Below are 17,447 nucleotides of genomic sequence, written 5' to 3'. Positions count from 1 at the left end.
CTCCCTGAAAGACGTTGAGGCTTCGACCTAGACCGGGCGGGCTCCCCTGCCAAGATCACGCGGGGTCAAGTTGGCGCGACGGAGGGCCGGTTCAGCCGACCTCGGGACCGTACGGGCCGTCCGCAGGCTGTTCGGGCCGTTCGTCGCGCGGCGGATTGTCATAGCGCCGGTCGTCGCGACGGTCCTCGTATCGCGAGGGCCCGGATGAGTGCCGGCGCGGCTCCGGGCGATGTTCGCGTTCAGCGCGGCGCTGGTCCTCGAGGGCGTCCAGACGGGCCTGACGGGCGCGGCGTTCGGCGCGGAAGTCCGGCAGCGGATTGTCGAAGCCGAACCAGCGGCCTTGGCGCTCGCGACGCGGGGGCTCCGGCTCGGGCGGCGGGGCCCAGGCGTCGGAGGTGTAACGGCGGACGCCGGCGGGCCGCGACGGCGGCGCATACGGGGCGTCCTCGTCTTCCACCCAGGCCGTCTCATAGACCGGCGCCCGGGGCTCCCGGGCGGGGGCGACATAGCGGAAACCGTCGACCAGTTCGCCCACGTCCATCACCGATCCGGCGACCAGTTCGGGCTCGACGGGGGCCACCACCTCGATCCTGAGGCCCTCGTTCGCCGCCACGGGCGCCGGTCCCGGCAGGGTGACGTATTTCAGGCCCATCAGCCCCAGCGCGGCCACGACGGCGACGGCGATCGCCGCCAGATGCGCGGGCCCCAGCCGTCGGGGCGCCGGCTCGGACGCAGGTTCTGGCGGGGACCGGGGGGGAAGCGGATCGGGATACATGGAGCACCAGTACTGAAGCGGCGCTCCTGCAACCCGTCAGACCCGGTCGGGTTCAAATAACGCCGGGGGAATGTCCGCCCGACGTCAACCCTTCGGCCTAGCGAACGGCGGCGTAGGTCGTCGCGGCCTCGCGATAACGGGCGTGCTCGCGGGCGGTCATGCAGCGCGGCGCGTTCCAGGCCGGGTCGGACGGCTGGACCGACAGGGCCTCGCGGGCCGTGACGAAGACCGGCGGAGCGCCGTGCTCACGGGTGAAGGCGCGGCGGGTCGCGGCGTCCGTGTTGCAGATCATCACGGCGCGCGCCGGGCCCTTGGCGGAGGGCTGGTCGAGATCGCCCGCGCTGACCATTCCGGCGGGAAGAATCGCCGCCGCGGCGAGGACGGCAAGGCCGGCGAAGGGGGCGAAAGCGCGCATTCCAGTCTCTCCCAAAGGCCCGAAACAGTCAGGACCCGGAGGAATAATGCGCCCTTTTCCGGCATTGTAAAGATTATGCGACGGTTGGAAGTATGAAGTTTGACATTTACCCCGTTTGCGGATGGAAACCCGTGTGATTTCAGGCCGCGCAGGGTCCGACGGACAGGGCGCCCTCCACGTTCAGGGTGGCGTCGGCGTTCTCGACCACGCCCAGGCTGCAGATGGTCAGGCCGTGATCCGCCTCCAGCGTCGCCAGCCAGGCGAACAAAGGCCCCGAGCGGACGCGGGCCAGCTGGAAGCCCAGCTGGCCGGAGGGACTCATGGCGATGACCACCTCAAGGCCCGCCGCCTCGGCGGTGCGGCGGATCAGGGGGTCCAGGCCCTCGGACGGCGCCTGGACCGGCGCGCGGGCCGGACCCAGGGCCGCCACGGCGGTCCGCACTTCGGCGAGGGTTTCGGCCGAGGCGGCGGCGCGGTCCGCGGCGGCGCTTCTCCAGGCGAGGACGGGTCGGATCACGCCCAGCCAGATGATCGTGGCCGTCAGCAGCCCGGCCATGACCATCAGCATGCGCCGCTCGCGCAGGGTTCGGCCACTGTACCAGAGCGCGAGAGGGCCCATGAACCGGTTCATTGGCCGCTCCCGATGGTGATGTCGCTGACGATCCGGCCCCGGTCGTCGAGGGTGCCGGTCTCGGTCACCCGCAGGCCCTTGTCCCGCATGCCCCGGCTGATCAGCTGCATGTCCTGGTAGTCGGCATGGGTGACGCTGGCCTTCATGCCGGCGGCGGGATCGACGATCAGCAGGTCCAGTTCGGCTCCCTCGACGCCCTCGACGGCGGCGAACAGGGCCGCCGTGGCGGCGACGACCCCGCCGGGCGGCGGGGCGGCGCGGACCCGCTGGCGCAGGGCCTCCACAGGATCGGGCCGGGCGGCGAGGTCAGGGGCGACGCGGGCGATTTCGGCGCGGGCCTGTTCGGCGTTGTTGCGGGCGTCGATGTCGTCGCGGGCGGCGGCGGCGGCGACGAGCACGAGGGGGGAGATCATGACCAGGCCGGCGAGGGCCGAGGCCAGGCCCCAGCCGCGCCGCGCCATCCCCCGGCTCCGGTCCTGCGAGGACAGCAGATTGACCGGCGGCGACAGGGCGGCGTCGATCAGGGCGAACTCGACGGCCCCGGCGTCCCCGATCGGCTCGACGCGACGGGCGCCGGCGACCAGCTCGACCAGATCGGGCTGGACGCTGGCGGCGAAGTCCCGGCCGCGCAGGGCCGTGGACGGGCCGAAGGCGACGGCGTTGAGGCGGTCGTCCTCGTCCGGCTCGGGCACGGTGAGGGAGTCGGGAACGATGGCGTCGGCCCGCACGCCGAGGGCGTCGAGATAGTCGGTCCAGGCCTGCAGCAGGGACAGGCCGACGAGGGCCGTCAGCCGGGGCCGGCCCGCGGCGGGCACGGGCCCCAGGGCCACGGACAGCCGGTCGGCGGGGGCGGCCAGCGAGTCCTTCAGCATCCACAGGGCGGCGGCGCGCTGCTGGGCCGGGCCGCCGGGGGGCAGGTCGAGCCAGCGGATGGTCACGTCGGCGCCGGGAGCGACGGCGACGGTGCGCATCGGCTCGGGCCGTTCGACGGCGTCGAGCTCCAGCAGGCCGCGCTCGCTCACCCGGCCATCGGCGATGACCAGATAGGGCGCGGGTTCGCTGCCCATGCTCGGGATCAGGATCAGGCGGGTGGGTTTCATTCTTCGGGGGTCCAGCGTTGGATCACGGTGCGCACGCGGCCGTCGGAGCCGGCCTCCAGCAAGGCGGTGCGGACGGCGTGGGAGCCGCCCAGGTCGACATCGACCCGCAGGTCGAAGAAGCGGGTCAGGACGGTGATCTGGTCGCGCGCCTCGGGGTCGACCGGCAGGGCCGCCAGGGCGGGCTGGGCCCAGAAGGCGGCGGCGTCGGGCCAGCCGTCGCGGGGACGGGAGGCGATCACCGCCCTCGCCCGCTGCGGGGGCAGCCGGCCGCCGGTCAGCATGGTCAGCAGGGGCGCCTGCTCCGGCGTCAGGGTGTTCACGTTCAGCGGCGACAGGCGCGAGGTCGGCAGGGCGCAGACCCACGGCCGCAGGCGGCGGAAGGTGTCGGCGTCGACGCCCTTGACCGCCCTCAGCTCGCTGACCTCGGCCAGCATGACGCCGCCGGTGCGATAGGGTTTGGCGAGGCCGGCGTAGGCGCCGTCTTCCGCGCCCAGCGGCAGGGGCGTCGCATCGGCGTCGAGCCAGTCGGTCAGGGCGTCGGCGATGGCCTGCATCCGGCTGTCCGGGGCCCCGACGGCGCGGCCGAGGGCGCGGAATTGGGCCGCGCCGAGCGGGCGGGCGGTCAGGTCCTCGCCGACGCCTAGGACGAGGCTGTTCAGGTTGAAACAGGCCTGGCCGTCGCTGACGGTGGCGGTGAGGGTTCCGCCGTCGATGGGGAAGCTGAGGGTGCGGCCGTTCCACTCGGGCTCGAGCGGGGTGCGGGCCGGGCCGGCGGCGAGCAGGCGCGCGATCTGGCCGCGGGCGAGGGTTTCGGCCCCGGCGGCGTACCACTGGGCCTGGCTCTGGGTCTCGACATTGGTGGTGCGGCGCACCGAGAAGCGGACATCGTCGAGAATGGCCACGGCGACCACCGACATGACGGCGACCAGCAGCAGCACCGTCAGCAGGGCCATGCCCTCGCGCTCGCGCCGGGACCGTTTCATCGGCCGCCGCCCACGAGGAAGAGCTGGTCGATGCGGCCATAGCCCTCGAGGGTCATGCCGATGCGCACCGCGTCGGGCAGCGGGCGGTCGATGCTGGAGATGAAGGCCGGCGCCGCCACCCCGTCGCGGACAAAGCCGACGGTGACGTCGCGAACGCCGCGGTACAGCACCTGCGGCGGGCCCGGGCGGGCGCCGTCGAGGTGGGTGGAGACGCGGCGTTCCAGCCGGTCCTCTACCAGCCGGTATTCGACGCGCTGCAGCGAGGGGCGGGCCTGCTCCCCGGGATTGCTCCAGCCGGCGCGGGTGAGGACCAGGATGGGGTCGCCGGGGGCCGCCGCGCCCACCATGGGCTGGGGCGTCGGGCGGCCGGTGGGGCCGCGCGAGCGGCGGGCGGTGGCCTGGCCGAGGTCGGCGCGCAGCAGGCCGCGCATGCGCTGCAGGTCGCCGACGCGGTCGCTGGCGGCCTTGACCGCGAACCGGTTGTCGATGGTCACGCCCAGCACGGCCGCGCCCGCCGCCGCGATCATGGCGAAGATCATCAGCGAGACCAGAACCTCGACCAGGGTGAAGCCGGCGCGGCGCGTCATGAGGCGCGCGACCGGAACAGGGTGCGGTCGGCGGCCTGACCCTCGGCGTCGCTGACGCGGACGTCGATGCGCAGCATGCCGGCGACGTCGGTGGCGACGACCGCGCGGGTCCAGCGCCAGCGGCGACCGGCCAGTTCGACCTGGCCCGAGGCCGTCCCCTCCCCGATCGAAGGCAGGGTCGCGGCTTCGACCGCGAGGTTCTCGGCGACGACCCCGCCCAGCGTGCGGGTCTCGACGCGCGCGGCGGAGCGGGTGTTCTCGCCTGAGAGGTTGAGCAGGGCCATGGCCGCGAGGCTGAACACCGACAGGGCGACGAGCATTTCGATCAGGGTGAAGCCCTGTCTGATCTCAAATTTCCCGTGCATCCCGGCGAAAGCCGGGACCCAGTTCTTTGGGCGATCAGCGCCAATGCATGCGCACCCAAGGCGATCCCGAAGAGCCTGCCTCACGAAAGGACCGGGTCCCGGCTTTCGCCGGGATGAGCGGAAAAAGGGAGGGATCATTGGAGAGACACCTCTCCGGCGCCGTCGACCGTCACGGTCCGGCCCTTGCCTTCCCGGCTGAGCGTCAGCGTCGCGGGCTCCGCCACGCCCGTGGGGTCGAAGACGAATCGGGCGCCCTCGGCGGGGCCGACGGCGGTCGCCGGCTGCCAGGTCTCCGGCCCGAACGGGCCGTCGGACAGGGCGGACCAGGCCCGGCCGTCGAAGACGGTGAAGGCGTAGCCGGTCGGGGTGACCTCGACCGCGACCGGGCGGTTGGACAGCACGGCTTCGTCGCGGGCGCGCGACAGGCGGGCGGCGAACCGCTCGGCCTCGGCGCCGACGGCGGGACGCGGGTCCGGCACCGCCAGCACCACGGCGCCGGCGGCCAGGCCGAGGATGGCGACGACCATCAGCAGCTCGACCAGCGTGAAGCCGCGCCGGTCAGGGGCGCTGCCGCTCGCGACGCGGTCGCTCGCTGCTTGAGCGCCATGCATGTTCGCGCTCAAGCAGCGAGCCGCCGCGCGGCGAGCGATAGCGCCCAAAAGGATGTCAGGCCTGCCAGTTGCCCAGATCGGCGTCATTGCCCTCGCCCCCCTCCTTGCCGTCCGCGCCCAGGGAGAAGACGTCGAACTGGCCGCCGTGCGCGCTGGGGCGGCGATAGCCGTAGGGATTGCCCCACGGATCTTCCGGCAGGCGGCGCACATAGCCGCCCGGACGGTAGCGTTCGGGATTGGCCAGACCGGCCGGGGCCGCGACCAGGGCCTGCAGGTCGGCGGGGAAGTCGAGGTTGTCGAGGCGGTAGGTCTCGATGGCCTGCTCCAGAGTCGAGATGTCGGCCTTCGCCTTGCCGACCATGGCCCGGTCCTGGCTGGGCAGGACGTTGATCGCAACCACCGTGGCCAGCAGGCCGATGATCACGATCACCACCATCAGCTCCACCAGGGTGAAGCCGGCCCTGTTGGAGGCGCTACCGCGTCGCGCGCGGCGCGACGCTGCTTGAGCGCGGATCATCCTCAGGAAGCGAGCCGCCGCGCGGCGAGTGTCAGGACCAAAAGACATGTTCAAGCTCCTCACCCCATCGCCAGGGTGTTGATCTGCAGAATGGGAAGAAGGATCGACAGCACGATCAGGGCGACCACGCCGCCCATGATCACGATGATCGCCGGCTCCAGCAGGCTGAGCATCACGGCGGTGAAGGTCGAGAATTCGCGCTCCAGATAGTCGGCGGCGCGCTCCAGCATGGGCTCCAGCCGGCCGCTGCTCTCGCCCGAGGCGGTCATGTAGACGAGGATCGGCGGGAAGACGTCGGCGCGGCGCATGGCGGCGGACAGGCCCCCGCCCTCGCGCACGGCGTCGGCCATGGTCTCGGTGGCCAGCCGCAGGCGGCGGTTGGAGACGGTGCGGGCGGTGATGGTCAGGCCCTCCAGCACCGGCAGGCCCGCCGTGATCATGGTCGACAGGGTGCGGGCCATCTTCGCCCCGTGGAGGTCACGGGTCAGCCGGCCGATCAGCGGCAACCTCAGCAGGGCCGTGTCGGCGCGCAGCCGGATCGCCGGATTTCGCAACAGGACCGCCCCGATCAGTCCTCCGGCGATGAGGCCCAGCGCCAGCAGCCAGCCCCAGTCACGCATCAGGTGGGAGACGCCGATCACCAGCCGCGTCAGCAGCGGCAGGGTCTGGTTCATGCTGTCGAACTGGTCGACCACCTTGGGCACGACGAAGGTCATCATGGCGGTGATGACGCCCAGGGCCACGACCGCCAGCACGATCGGATAGACCAGGGCGGTCAGGACCTTGCCACGAACCACCTGATCGCGCTCGAGGCCGTCGGCCAGCCGTTCGAGGATCGGCTCCAGCGCGCCCGAGGTCTCGCCGGCCGAGACCATGGCCCGGTACAGCGGCGGGAAGGCCTGACCCTGCAGGGCCATGGCGTCCGACAGGCGGCGTCCCTCCATGACGCCCGCATGGACGCCGTCCAGCACGCGGCGGACGGCCGGACGGTCGGCCTGAAGCGCGATGGTGCGCAGCGCCTCCTCGATCGGGGCGACGGAGACGAGGGTGGACAGCTGCCGGGTCGTCAGGGCCAGGGTCCTGGCGTCGAGTTTCGTCGCCTTGCGCGGTCCGGCCTGTTCGTTGCGCGCAGCGGCGCCGCGCGAGGTCGTGACCTCCAGCGGCATCAGGCGGCGACGGGCCAGCACGGCGCGCACGGCGCCCTCGTCGGCGGCGGTCAGGGCCCCGGCGACGGTGCGGCCGCCGGCGTCGACGGCGATATAGTCGAAGGCCGCCATCAGGCCGCGACCCCGTGGTCGGCGGCGTCAGGCTCGATGTCCGCCGTTTCCTGACGGGTGACACGGACGGCCTCTTCCACCGAGGTGACGCCCTCAAGCACCAGGGCGCGAGCGCGCTGCGTCAGGGTGTCGGCGCCGGTCTTGCCGAAGGCGGCGGCGTTGATCGCCTCCTCATCGGCCTCGGCGGCGATCAGGCGGCGCACGCGGTCGTCGACGCGGATCACCTCGTACAGGCCGACGCGGCCGACATAGCCGGTGTTCTGGCAGTGGGCGCAGCCCTGCGGCCGCCAGACGCGGGCGCCGCGCTCGACCCCGGCCAGCCGGGCCGTGGCCGCGTCCGCCGTTTCGGGCCGCCGGCATTCGCCGCACAGCCGCCGGACCAGCCGCTGGGCCACGATCAGCCGCAGGGTCGAGGCCAGCAGGAAGGGCTCGACGCCCATGTCGCGCAGACGGGTGATCGCCCCCGCCGCATCGTTGGTGTGGACGGTGGACAGGACGAGGTGGCCCGTCAGCGAGGCCTGGACCGCGATCCGGGCGGTCTCGACGTCACGGATCTCCCCGACCATGACCACGTCCGGGTCCTGACGCAGGATGGCGCGCAGGCCGGCGGCGAAGGTCATGCCGACCTTGGGATTGACCTGGGTCTGGCCGACGCCGTCGATGGCGTATTCGACCGGGTCCTCGACCGTGAGGATGTTGCGCGTGGCGTCGTTCAGCAGAGACAGGCCGGCGTAGAGCGAGGTGGTCTTGCCCGAGCCCGTCGGACCGGTGACCAGAATGATGCCGTTCGGCTCCTTCAGCGCGCCGCGGAACGCGTCCAGCGCCTCGGACGACATGCCCAGCCGGTCCAGCGTCAGCCCGGCCTGCTCCTTGTCGAGGATGCGCAGCACCACCCGCTCGCCGGCGCGCGACGGCAGGGTGGAGACGCGCACGTCCAGCGTCTTGCCGCCCAGCGTCAGCGGGATGCGCCCGTCCTGGGGCACGCGCTTCTCGGCGATGTCGAGCCGCGCCATGACCTTGATGCGCGACACCAGCAGGGGGGTGATCCGGGGGTTCAGCGACAGGGTCTCGCGCAGCACGCCGTCGACGCGCATGCGCACGGTCAGGGCGGTCTCGAACGGCTCCAGATGGATGTCCGAGGCGCCGGTGCGGACGGCCTCGGCGATGATGCCGTTGATCAGGCGGATCACCGGAGCGTCGTCGGCCGTGTCCAGCAGGTCGGCGGCGGCCGGGATGTCGTCGATCAGGCTTTCCAGCCCCGAGGGCATGTCCAGATCGTCGCCGTCGGCGGCGTTCAGGTGGTCGCCGGCATAGACTTCCGACAGCTGGCGGTCGAAGGCGGCCTGGGCCAGCGGCTCGACGCGCAAAGGCCGGCCCAGGGCGCGGCGGGTCTCGATCAGGGCCGAGGGATCGGCCCCCTCGCGCAGGCCGACCACGGCGATGTCGCCGGCCTCGAGCAGGATCACGCCGTGCCGCTTGGCGAAGCCGTAGGGCAGGGTCGGATTGATCAGGGTGATCATCGCGGCCTCAGCCTCCGGCGCTCGTCTGGACGGGCGGCAGCGGGCCGATGACGACCTCGCCGACCGGCGCGGTGACGCCGGGCGCCTCAGGCGCGACCGGCGGCTGGGCCCGCATATAGTCGCGCATCATCTCGTCGAGGCTGGGCTCGACGCCGGGCGCATTGTTCAGCTGCTGCTGGCGCATATAGCCCCAGCGGTCGGCGGCCAGGGTCTGTGCGTCGGCCGGGCTGCGAATGATGGTCGGGCGGATGAAGACCATCAGATTGGTCCGACCGCGCTGGCGGCTGGTCGAGCGGAACAGGGCGCCGACATAGGGGATGTCGCCGAGCCCCGGCACCTTGTCGACCGACAGTCGGTCGTTCTGGTCCAGCAGGCCGCCGGCCACGGCGATGTCGCCGTCGTCGACCACGAGGGTGGTCTCCAGCTCGCGCTTGTTCAGCACCAGATCGCTGGCCGAGTTGGTCAGGACGCCGTTGATGCTGGACACCTCCTGGCGCAGGAACAGGGTGATGGAGCCGCCGGCGTTGATCTGGGGCCGGACGATCAGCTTGACGCCGATGTCCTGGCGCTGGGTCGTGCGGAAGGGGTTGGAGTTGCCGTCCAGCAGGGTCTCGCCGGTCGTGATCGGCACCTCCTGACCGACGAGGATGGTGGCCTCCTCATTGTCCAGCGTCATCAGCGACGGGGTCTGCAGCAGGTTGGAGCCTTCGTCGGTCTTGGCGGCGTTGATGATGAAGCCGAACAGGCCGTTGCCGATGCTGCCCCCGCCGCCGCCGACGAAGCCGTTGGCGCCCAGAAGCGTGTTCAGGGCCAGGTTCTGCAGCTGCTCGCGCAGCGGATTGTCGTCCTCCAGCTGGCCGGACCCCACACCGCCCGCGATGGGCACCAGCGGCGTGGCGTTGTTGGAATAGTTAGTCAGGCCGATCGGGTTGCCGTCCTCGCCGGCCAGCAGCCACTGGACGCCCAGCTCCTTGACGGCGTTGTCGGACAGCTCGACGACGATGGCCTCGATCAGCACCTGCTGACGGCGCTGGTCGAGCTGGCGGATGACCTCGGACAGCATGCGCTGGGTGTCGGCCGAGGCCGAGATGACCAGGGCGTTGGCGCCGGGGAAGCGGGCGATGGTGGCGCGCTGGCCCGGAACGGGAGCCGCGACGGCGCTGCCGGCCGGGACGGCGGCGGCGGGGGCCTCGCCCGAGCCGGCGCGCGCGCCTGCGGCCGGCGTCGCATTGGCGCTGGCGGCGGTGATCGGCTGGCCAACGATCTGTTGCAGCACCGGCAGCAGGGCCTCGGCGTTGGCGTGCTGCAGGAAGATGACCTTGACGTCGTCGGCGGACTCGGCGCGGCGGTCGAGATCCTCGATCAGCGGGCGGATGCGGGCCATGGCCGAGGGATCGCCGCGCAGGACGATGGAGTTGGAGCTCTCGACCGGGGTGACCGTGACCATCCCCTGCCCCGGCTGGCCGCCGGGAGGGGCGAGGACGGATTGCAGCACGGCGGCGATCTCGCGCGCCGAGGAGTTCTGCAGGGTGACGACCTCGAAGCCCGTGCGGTCCACATCGATGCGACTGATCAACGAGCGGATGCGGGCCAGATTGTCGGAGAAGTCGGCCACGACGACGCTGTTGGCGCCGGGGTTGGCCAGCACCTGGCCCTGCGGCCCGACCAGCGGGCGGATGGTCTCGGCGGCCGAGGCGGCGTCGATGTTGCGCAGCTGGAAGACCTCGGTCGAGAACCGTTCCGAACCCACGGTGGACGGGCCTTGGGCGGCGCCCTGGGCCGGGCTGATGCGGTAGGCGCCGGACGAGGTCGGGGTCACCACCAGGCCGTTGGCGCGCAGGGTCGACAGGAAGACCTCGAACAGCTGGGCGCGGCTGAGGGCGCGGTCGCTGGTCACGGTCACCGTGCCGCTCACCGCCGGATCGACGATGAAGGTGCGGCCGGTCGAGCGGGCCACGTCCTGGATGAAGGCGCGGATGTCGGCGCCCTGGACGTTCAGGGTCTGGCGCTCGCCGGACTGGGCCAGCACGGGCGTCGCGGCCAGAGGGCCCTGGGCGGCGATGACCACGCCGAGGACGGCGGCGAGGACGCTTCGGTTCGATCGCTTCAACGGCCTGTCCTTATGGTGGTGGTCTGCACGGCGCCGCCGCGTTCGAAGCGGATCTCGGCGCTGGCGGCGTTGGATAGCTGGCCGCGCAGACCGGCGATGCGGTCGAGGCTGTCCAGCGAGGTTCCGTTGACGGCGAGGATGACGTCGCCGGACTGGAGGCCGGCGGCCTTCAGGGCCGAGCCGTCGCCGCCGGCGGAGACGGTGAAGCCGTTGACGCGCAGGCCCTGCATGCGGGGCCGCAACGAGGCCTGGGCCATCAGCCGGGCCGGATCGACGCGGGGTCCGGCCGCAACGGCGGGGGCGACGGCGGGGGCCGCTTCGGCCGGCGGGGCGACGGTCTGCGGTCCGGGCGGCGGCGGGGGCGGCGGGGCGGCGCCGACGGGCGTGTCGCTGAAGATCAGGCGGGTGATGGAGCCGCCGCGCGCCAGGGTGACGTGGTCCTGGCCGACCGACTGCAGGATCAGGCCGGGTTCGACCTCCTCGCCGACGCCGACCGAGACCTGGCGGCCGTCGGCGAGGCCGATGATGGCCGAGCCGCCGCCCGAGCCGCCGGCGCGGACGCCGAACAGCCGCATCTGGCTGCTGCCCGCCGCCGTGGCCTCGGCCAGGCTGCTGAGGTCGCCGGTGCGGAAGAAGGCGTCGAAGCGCTGGAAGACGGAATAGTCGGGGGCGGAGACCTCAGGCCGGATGGTCGCGGTCGCGGCGGCCTCGGCGCGGGGCTGGACGACGATCCAGACCAGCTGGCCCAGCTGGACGGCCAGGGCCAGGCCGAGGGCGATCTCGACGCCGCCGCGCACGCGGTCCGGACGCGCCGCCACGGCGTCGCGAACCTGGCTGCTGAAACTGCGCACTGCGCCGATCACTATGACGTGCCCCACGGAGCCCCGACGGCCCGGCGGACTCCCTAGACCAATCGTCCGGGTCCGGCTTCACCGCCACATGACGGCCCGGCGAACTGTCCATGACGGTTGATGCGTCCACGGACGAACCGTCTCAAAACAGTCGCGTAACGATCCGGGGAGGCCGGCGAGCGGCCTCCCCGTCCGTGTTCTAGAAGCGCGCGGTCAGGCTGACCGAGGCGCTGGATCCCAGCTCGTAGTTGTTGATCAGGATCTTGTTGCCCAGTTCCTGGTACTCGTCGAAGTCGGTGTTGAGCAGGTTGCGCAGCTCGAGGGCGAAGCCGAGATCGCGGCCCCCGTACTCGAAGTCCTTGCGGTACACGAAGTCGAGGAAGATGCCCGGGTCCTGGATGTAGTCAGGCTCGCGGTTGCCGGCGCCGCCCGCGCCGCGGGCGCTGATGCGCTCGCTGACGTAGTTGACGATGATCGTCGCCTGCGACCGGGCCGTGTCGTCTTCCCAGCCCAGCTGCAGGTTGGCGACGTGCTCGGACTGGCCCTGAAGCCGGCTACCGTCCTCGATGAAGAAGGTCGCGTCCTCGTCGGCGCCGCCGCCGCCGGGCGTGCGGACGATGTCGCCCGCCTCGACCTTCACTTCGGAGTCCGACCAGGTGTAGTTGGCCTGGACCAGCCAGCGCTTGTTGGCGATGAAGGACATGCCCGCGTCGGGGAACTCGAAGAATTTCTTGGCTTCGATTTCCGCGCCGTAGATGGTGGCCTGCGGCGAGTTGATGAAGGACTGCTGACGCGCGTTGCCCGAGGTCACGATCGTCGATTCAACCGGCTTGTCCAGGTCCTTGTAGAAGACGCCGGCCGTCAGATACTGCTGGCGGGCGAAGAACCACTCGTAGCGGGCGTCCAGGTTCAGGATCTCGGTGTCCACCAGGAACGGGTTGCCGGTGAACTCGCGATCGGTTTCCGGGTCCGTGTAGGACTGGGGCGCCAGTTCGCGGAACTGCGGCCGGCCGATGGTCTGGGACGCGCCCAGACGCAGCTGCTGGTCCTCGGCGAAATTCCAGGTCGCGGTGAACGACGGCAGGAAATACTGCTCGTTGATCTCGGTCGGCGCGAAGGGCGCCGCGCCGCCGAACAGGTCGCGGGTGGTGACCGTCTGCTGGCCGTCCTCATAGCGGACGCCGAAGGTGGTGCGCACCAGGGGGATGATCTCGGCGTCGACCTGGGCATAGGCCGCCGCGACTTCCAGCTGGGCCGAATAGGCCGCCGCGCCGCTGCCGGCGCCGCCGGTGATTTCCGTCAGGATCAGACCGTCCGGGCGGATGTTGTAGTCCGAGTAGAGGTAGTCGACCCGCGACTGGCGCTGCTCTTCGGTCAGGGTGCTGGCCGGAACGAACTGCAGGTCGCGGCGCTGGGCGTCGCGGTTGTTGTCCGAATAGGCCACGCCGACGCTGAAGACGGCTTCGCGATAGTCCGACAGCGGCAGGGTGTAGCTGAGGTCCGCGCCGCCCGAGACGATGTCGTCGTCCAGCTCGCTGAACGAGATGCGGTTGCCGCCGATCTCGTGGACGAAATTGCCGTTGGTATCGAGGCCGTATTCGAAGCGCGTCTCGTAAGGCGCGTCCCGCTCGGTCTTGGCGTAGGCGGCGCGCCAGGCGAACTCGAAGGCGCCGTCCATGAACTCGTGCTCGCCGGCCAGCTGGCTGGAGAACAGCTGGCGCTCATACCATTCCGTAAAGTCGGAGCGCTGAATCTCGCCGCCGGCGTCGAAATCGGGACCGGCGCTGATGCGGGCTTCCTTGGTCACGTTGCGGACGAAGAAGTTCGTCCATTTGATCTCGCTGTTCTCATTGGTCAGCGACAGGCCGCCCAGGAAGTTCAGCTGGATGTCGTTCTGGTTCGATTCATAGGCCTTGCTGGTGACCGGCACCAGGACGGAGCCCGAGAACTGGCCCTCTTCCTGGACGCCGTTTCGCGTCGACCAGCTGTTGCTGTAGCCCGCGACGGCGATCAGGCCGAAGGTGCCCATGCTGCTTTCGTTGGACAGGCCGCCCGCGAAATCGAAGCTGAAATTCACCGGCGTGGTTTCGCGTTGCAGCAGGCGCAGCGGCGAGTTGACCAGCGACTGACCGATACGCTGCAGTTGCTGCGCCTCGACGTTGGCGCTGTTGACGGGAAGGCCCTTGCTGAAGGCCAGCGCCAGCGGGCCGGGCACGTCGCGCGTGCCGTCGTCGAAGCCGGTGAAATCGGTTCGCGATCCGTAATAGATCAGGCTTTCCTTGTTGGTCGTCTCGGTATTGCCGCCGACCGACGCCGACATCGAGAAGAAGGGATCGTTGGGCGCATCGACGGTGCGCAGGTCGATCACCCCGCCGCCGAATTCGCCGGGGAAGTCGACGGAATAGGACTTCTGGACGGTGACGCTCTCAAGGATGCTGGACGGGAACAGGTCCAGCGGAACGACCCGCTGCAGCGGCTCGGGGCTCGGCAGGGGCGAACCGTTCAGCAGGGCCGAGGAATAGCGCTCGCCGAGGCCGCGCACATAGACGAAACGGCCTTCGACCACGGTCAGGCCGGTGACGCGGGCCAGGGCGCCGGCGGCGCTGCTGTCGCCGGTGCGTTGCAGGTCTTCGGCCGTCAGGAAGGCGGCGACTTCGGCGCTTTCGCGGTTCGGCTCGGGAATATAGCGGCCCAGAACCACGACTTCGTCGAGCTGGGAGGATTCCTCCGCCTGCGGCTCGGCCTCGGCGGCCGGCGTCTGGGCGACGGGGGTTTGCGGCGCGGCCTGGACCGGCGGCGTTTGAGCATAGGCCAGCCCCGGCGCGATCAGCGCGCTGGTGGCGAGAAGGACCCCGCTCAGGGTCAGAGTAACTGTCTTCATGATCTGCGCCTTGAAGGGGTTTAACGGAATACGCGAAAGCCGGAGGCGGCCCGGACGGGCCGCCTCCGCGCATCCGTCATCAGCAGGTCGCGCCGGCGGTCAGGCCGCAGGTCCAGCCCTGGTACCAGGTGTCGGCGGCGTTCTGGACGGCGCCGATGTAGGTCGTGGCCTGGAAGAAGGAATGGACCGCCGGAGCGTTGGCCGGGGTCACGGCGTTTTCGTTGGCGCCGTTGATGAAGGTCAGGACCTGATTGCTCAGGCTGGTGCCCGAGGCCGGGGCGGTCAGGGTCGAGGTCCCGGCCGCCGTGTTGTTCGTACCGGCGGTGAAGGCCGCCGCCGACAGGACGGCGTTGGCCGAACGGTAGGAGATGCCGCAGGACATGAAGACCGAGTTGAAGGTCACGCCGCTGGTGGCGGTGTCCGCGTCGTTGATGGCCATACAGCCCGCCAGCGAACCGGCGACATTGGTGAACACCGAGTTGATGACCGTGGCGTCCGTGCCGGTGTCGAAGTGGGCGATGGTGTGGGCGTCCGTCGTCGCGTTGCGGCCGACGAGCGTCCAGTTGGCGATCTTGGGCTGCGACACATAGCGGCTGGCCAGCGGAGTCGCGGTCGGCGCGGCCGAGAACTCGAAGCCGGCGCTGCGGCTGGTCGAGCCCGCCGGGCGCTGGGTGACGATGCCGAACTGGGCGCCGCCGCGCCAGCCGGTGTCGGTGTCCAGACCATCGTCGTCGGCGCCGTTGATGACGATGTGGCGCAGGTTGACGTTGCCGCCGAAGATTTCGATGCCGTCGTCCGAGCTGTTGTAAACCTGGATGTGATCGACGGTGGTGCCCGAGCCGACGCCGGCCATGGTCAGACCCTGAAGCTCGTTGCCGGTCGAGATTTCGAAGCCCGAGAACTTGATCTGGATGTAGCGCAGGCGGCCCGAGTTGTCGGTTGCGGTGGCGCCGCCGAAGAAGGCGCTGGTGCCCTCGACGGTGCCCGTGCAGGTCACCGGGGCGGTCAGCTGGCAGTTGGCGGTCGGCGCGCGGCCGGCCAGGACGATACCGCCCCACTGCCCTTGCGAGCTCTCGGTGGTCGTGCCTTCGACGTTCTGGCGGCTGGTGAAGACGATCGGGGTCGTCGCCGTGCCTTCAGCGAACAGCTGCGAGCCGCGGTTGACCAGCAGATAGTCCGAACCGCTCGAGGCGAAGATGCGGACGCCGGCTTCGATGGTCAGGATGCCCTGGGCGCTGCCCGCGATGGGGGCTGCCGGATCGACGCCCTGGTCGGTGCCGACGGCGGTGCGGCCGGTGATGGAGTAGATGGTGCCGGCGCGCAGCGGAACGGTCAGGGACCCGGTGATCTGTTGCGGCAGCTGGCAGACGCGCAGGGTGCTGTTGGCGATCAGGCCGACATTGGAGAAGCCGGTCGGGCAATCGGCCGCCGGGGTGCCCGGAGCCGGCGGGGTCACGCCGCCGCCGCCGCCCGTGCCGCCGTCGCCGAAATCACCTTCGCCGGGCGATGCGACTTCGGCCGAGCCGCAGGCGGCCAGGGTCAGGGCGCTGGCCGACAGGGCGAGCAGGGTGGTCAGTCGGAAGCCGGTCATCGTTTTCACCGTGTCTGTGCAAAAGAATTTCACGACAGAGATCGTCAGGAACCAGTCCTGACGCGACGACGGAATCGCCCCCTGCCCACCGATGTGGTTAGGGGCCTGATATGACGAGGTGGACGCCGTAAGGTGACGGTTCCGGTGCGCTTGTGTGAAGTTGTCTTCGCGGTTCCGTGAAAAGCCGTCCCGACACGGCGGAACTGTCACAGAGCGTCGGTACCCGTCGCTTGCCTTGACGCCCGGCGCCCCCTAACGGCCCGGCTGGACCCGTTGGATGCCCTCTTGATCGACGCCGACCCCCATGTTCCGGCAGCCCTCGCCCTCGCGGGCCTTGGCCTGATCGCCGGGAGTTTTCTCGGCCTGGTCAGCGTGCGCCTGCCGGCCGGCGAAGGCGTCGTCGCGGGCCGGTCCCGTTGCGGCGGCTGCGGCCGGACGCTCGACGCGCGCGATCTGATCCCGGTCGTCAGCTACGTCGTCGCCCGCGGCCGTTGCCGCCGATGCGAGGCGCCGATACCGGTCCGCTATCCGCTGATGGAACTGGGCTGCGCCGTCATCGGCGCCTGGGCGGCCCTGTCCCAGCCGACCCCGGTCGCGGCGGCCCTGACGGCGCTGCTGGGGTGGCAGCTGCTGCTGATCGCGATCATCGACGGCGAGCATTTCTGGCTGCCGGACCGGCTGACCCTGCCGCTGCTGGCCACGGGCCTGACCGCGGCCGCCCTGCTGGACGTCCCGACCCTGCGCGACAGCCTCATCGGCGCCGCCGTCGGCTTCGCGGCGCTGTGGTCCCTGGCCCGGGCCTATCGCCGGCTGCGGGGGCGCGAGGGCCTGGGCGGCGGGGATCCCTTCCTGTTCGCGGCGATCGGGGCCTGGACGGGATGGCTGGGCCTGCCCACCGTGCTGATCTGGGCCTCCGCGGCCGGCCTCAGCCTGGTTGCGGCGCAACGGCTGACGGGACGCGGAGTCTCGGGCGGCGACCGCCTGCCGTTCGGGGTGTTTCTGGCGATCGGCGCGTGGATGACCTGGCTTCTGGGGCCGCTGGGCTTCTGAGGCCTTGTTCGGATAGCTAGCGCGCTGGGCATTGAACCCAAGGCTTTGTTTGAGCCCTAGGGTCCGGACTCATTTGGCCCAGTAGCAGACGGTTGCGGCGATGAGCACGCCGGAGAGGTAGTTTGCGGCGAGCTTGTCGTAGCGGGTGGCGACGCGGCGATAGTCCTTGAGCCGGGCCCAGAG

Annotated in this window: 16 protein-coding genes and 1 pseudogene; 1 reads left to right on the top strand and 16 read right to left on the bottom strand. The window is 70.9% G+C overall.

Going from position 1 to position 17,447, the window contains the following annotated elements:
• Nucleotides 1-91 precede the first annotated feature (91 nt).
• The 15 genes from WC555_RS12135 to WC555_RS12065 form a co-directional block, all read right to left on the bottom strand.
• Nucleotides 92-775, bottom strand: a complete 684-nt coding sequence (locus tag WC555_RS12135; RefSeq protein WP_373253906.1) for a hypothetical protein — start codon at nucleotides 773-775, stop codon at nucleotides 92-94.
• Between the two features lie 97 nt (nucleotides 776-872).
• Entirely contained in the window at nucleotides 873-1,190 is a 318-nt protein-coding gene (locus WC555_RS12130) for a hypothetical protein (RefSeq protein WP_373253904.1), read from the bottom strand.
• Nucleotides 1,191-1,329: 139 nt separating this feature from the next.
• Nucleotides 1,330-1,809 (bottom strand): type II secretion system protein GspM, encoded by a 480-nt coding sequence (gene gspM / locus WC555_RS12125; protein WP_373253902.1) that lies wholly within the window; start codon nucleotides 1,807-1,809, stop codon nucleotides 1,330-1,332.
• Between the two features lie 8 nt (nucleotides 1,810-1,817).
• The gene (gspL, locus tag WC555_RS12120; RefSeq protein WP_373253900.1) at nucleotides 1,818-2,921 is read right to left on the bottom strand and encodes a type II secretion system protein GspL; all 1,104 of its coding nucleotides are present in this window, start codon (nucleotides 2,919-2,921) and stop codon (nucleotides 1,818-1,820) included.
• Nucleotides 2,918-3,904: a type II secretion system minor pseudopilin GspK gene (gspK, locus tag WC555_RS12115; RefSeq protein WP_373253898.1), complete on the bottom strand. Its 987-nt coding sequence runs from the start codon at nucleotides 3,902-3,904 to the stop codon at nucleotides 2,918-2,920. The genes gspL and gspK overlap by 4 nt, the downstream gene beginning before the upstream one ends.
• Entirely contained in the window at nucleotides 3,901-4,491 is a 591-nt protein-coding gene (gspJ, locus tag WC555_RS12110; protein ID WP_373253896.1) for a type II secretion system minor pseudopilin GspJ, read from the bottom strand. The genes gspK and gspJ overlap by 4 nt, the downstream gene beginning before the upstream one ends.
• A complete protein-coding gene (gene gspI / locus WC555_RS12105; protein ID WP_373253894.1) occupies nucleotides 4,488-4,856 on the bottom strand; it encodes a type II secretion system minor pseudopilin GspI in 369 nt (122 codons plus the stop codon). The genes gspJ and gspI overlap by 4 nt, the downstream gene beginning before the upstream one ends.
• 134 nt (nucleotides 4,857-4,990) lie before the next feature.
• Entirely contained in the window at nucleotides 4,991-5,467 is a 477-nt protein-coding gene (locus WC555_RS12100) for a GspH/FimT family pseudopilin (RefSeq protein ID WP_373253892.1), read from the bottom strand.
• A 55-nt stretch (nucleotides 5,468-5,522) separates the two neighbouring features.
• Nucleotides 5,523-5,984 carry a type II secretion system major pseudopilin GspG gene (gspG, locus tag WC555_RS12095; RefSeq protein WP_373253934.1) on the bottom strand — a complete coding sequence of 154 codons (462 nt, stop codon included), beginning with the start codon at nucleotides 5,982-5,984 and terminating at the stop codon, nucleotides 5,523-5,525.
• Between the two features lie 59 nt (nucleotides 5,985-6,043).
• Nucleotides 6,044-7,261, bottom strand: coding sequence for a type II secretion system inner membrane protein GspF (gene gspF, locus WC555_RS12090; RefSeq protein ID WP_373253890.1), 1,218 nt, complete (start codon nucleotides 7,259-7,261; stop codon nucleotides 6,044-6,046).
• On the bottom strand, nucleotides 7,261-8,781 hold the full coding sequence (gene gspE / locus WC555_RS12085; RefSeq protein ID WP_373253888.1) for a type II secretion system ATPase GspE: 1,521 nt from the start codon (nucleotides 8,779-8,781) through the stop codon (nucleotides 7,261-7,263). Before gspE ends, gspF begins: the two co-directional genes overlap by 1 nt.
• A 7-nt stretch (nucleotides 8,782-8,788) precedes the next feature.
• Complete coding sequence (gene gspD, locus WC555_RS12080) at nucleotides 8,789-10,891, bottom strand: type II secretion system secretin GspD (protein WP_373253886.1); 2,103 nt, start codon at nucleotides 10,889-10,891, stop codon at nucleotides 8,789-8,791.
• Entirely contained in the window at nucleotides 10,888-11,742 is an 855-nt protein-coding gene (locus tag WC555_RS12075; RefSeq protein WP_373253884.1) for a type II secretion system protein N, read from the bottom strand. Before WC555_RS12075 ends, gspD begins: the two co-directional genes overlap by 4 nt.
• Nucleotides 11,743-11,941: 199 nt before the next feature.
• Nucleotides 11,942-14,623, bottom strand: a complete 2,682-nt coding sequence (locus WC555_RS12070) for a TonB-dependent receptor domain-containing protein (protein ID WP_373253882.1) — start codon at nucleotides 14,621-14,623, stop codon at nucleotides 11,942-11,944.
• A gap of 79 nt (nucleotides 14,624-14,702) precedes the next feature.
• Nucleotides 14,703-16,214: a hypothetical protein gene (locus tag WC555_RS12065; RefSeq protein WP_373253880.1), complete on the bottom strand. Its 1,512-nt coding sequence runs from the start codon at nucleotides 16,212-16,214 to the stop codon at nucleotides 14,703-14,705.
• 285 nt (nucleotides 16,215-16,499) lie between these two features.
• Between WC555_RS12065 and WC555_RS12060 the strand changes: the two genes are divergently transcribed.
• The gene (locus WC555_RS12060; protein ID WP_373253878.1) at nucleotides 16,500-17,264 is read left to right on the top strand and encodes an A24 family peptidase; all 765 of its coding nucleotides are present in this window, start codon (nucleotides 16,500-16,502) and stop codon (nucleotides 17,262-17,264) included.
• Between the two features lie 69 nt (nucleotides 17,265-17,333).
• Here WC555_RS12060 and WC555_RS12055 read toward each other — a convergent pair.
• Nucleotides 17,334-17,447, bottom strand: a pseudogene (locus tag WC555_RS12055) (IS5/IS1182 family transposase); the annotation flags it as partial.

It is taken from the genome of Brevundimonas sp. (assembly GCF_041648615.1).
GTDB lineage: Bacteria > Pseudomonadota > Alphaproteobacteria > Caulobacterales > Caulobacteraceae > Brevundimonas.
This window is presented reverse-complemented; position numbering and strand designations above follow the sequence as displayed.

Bases quoted from the DNA above. Each gene is read 5' to 3' on its own strand.
- WC555_RS12135 (WP_373253906.1), bottom strand. From the start codon at position 775: ATGTATCCCGATCCGCTTCCCCCCCGGTCCCCGCCAGAACCTGCGTCC.
- WC555_RS12130 (WP_373253904.1), bottom strand. From the start codon at position 1,190: ATGCGCGCTTTCGCCCCCTTCGCCGGCCTTGCCGTCCTCGCCGCGGCG.
- gspM (WP_373253902.1), bottom strand. From the start codon at position 1,809: ATGGGCCCTCTCGCGCTCTGGTACAGTGGCCGAACCCTGCGCGAGCGG.
- gspL (WP_373253900.1), bottom strand. From the start codon at position 2,921: ATGAAACCCACCCGCCTGATCCTGATCCCGAGCATGGGCAGCGAACCC.
- gspK (WP_373253898.1), bottom strand. From the start codon at position 3,904: ATGAAACGGTCCCGGCGCGAGCGCGAGGGCATGGCCCTGCTGACGGTG.
- gspJ (WP_373253896.1), bottom strand. From the start codon at position 4,491: ATGACGCGCCGCGCCGGCTTCACCCTGGTCGAGGTTCTGGTCTCGCTG.
- gspI (WP_373253894.1), bottom strand. From the start codon at position 4,856: ATGCACGGGAAATTTGAGATCAGACAGGGCTTCACCCTGATCGAAATG.
- WC555_RS12100 (WP_373253892.1), bottom strand. From the start codon at position 5,467: ATGCATGGCGCTCAAGCAGCGAGCGACCGCGTCGCGAGCGGCAGCGCC.
- gspG (WP_373253934.1), bottom strand. From the start codon at position 5,984: ATGATCCGCGCTCAAGCAGCGTCGCGCCGCGCGCGACGCGGTAGCGCC.
- gspF (WP_373253890.1), bottom strand. From the start codon at position 7,261: ATGGCGGCCTTCGACTATATCGCCGTCGACGCCGGCGGCCGCACCGTC.
- gspE (WP_373253888.1), bottom strand. From the start codon at position 8,781: ATGATCACCCTGATCAATCCGACCCTGCCCTACGGCTTCGCCAAGCGG.
- WC555_RS12070 (WP_373253882.1), bottom strand. From the start codon at position 14,623: ATGAAGACAGTTACTCTGACCCTGAGCGGGGTCCTTCTCGCCACCAGC.
- WC555_RS12065 (WP_373253880.1), bottom strand. From the start codon at position 16,214: ATGACCGGCTTCCGACTGACCACCCTGCTCGCCCTGTCGGCCAGCGCC.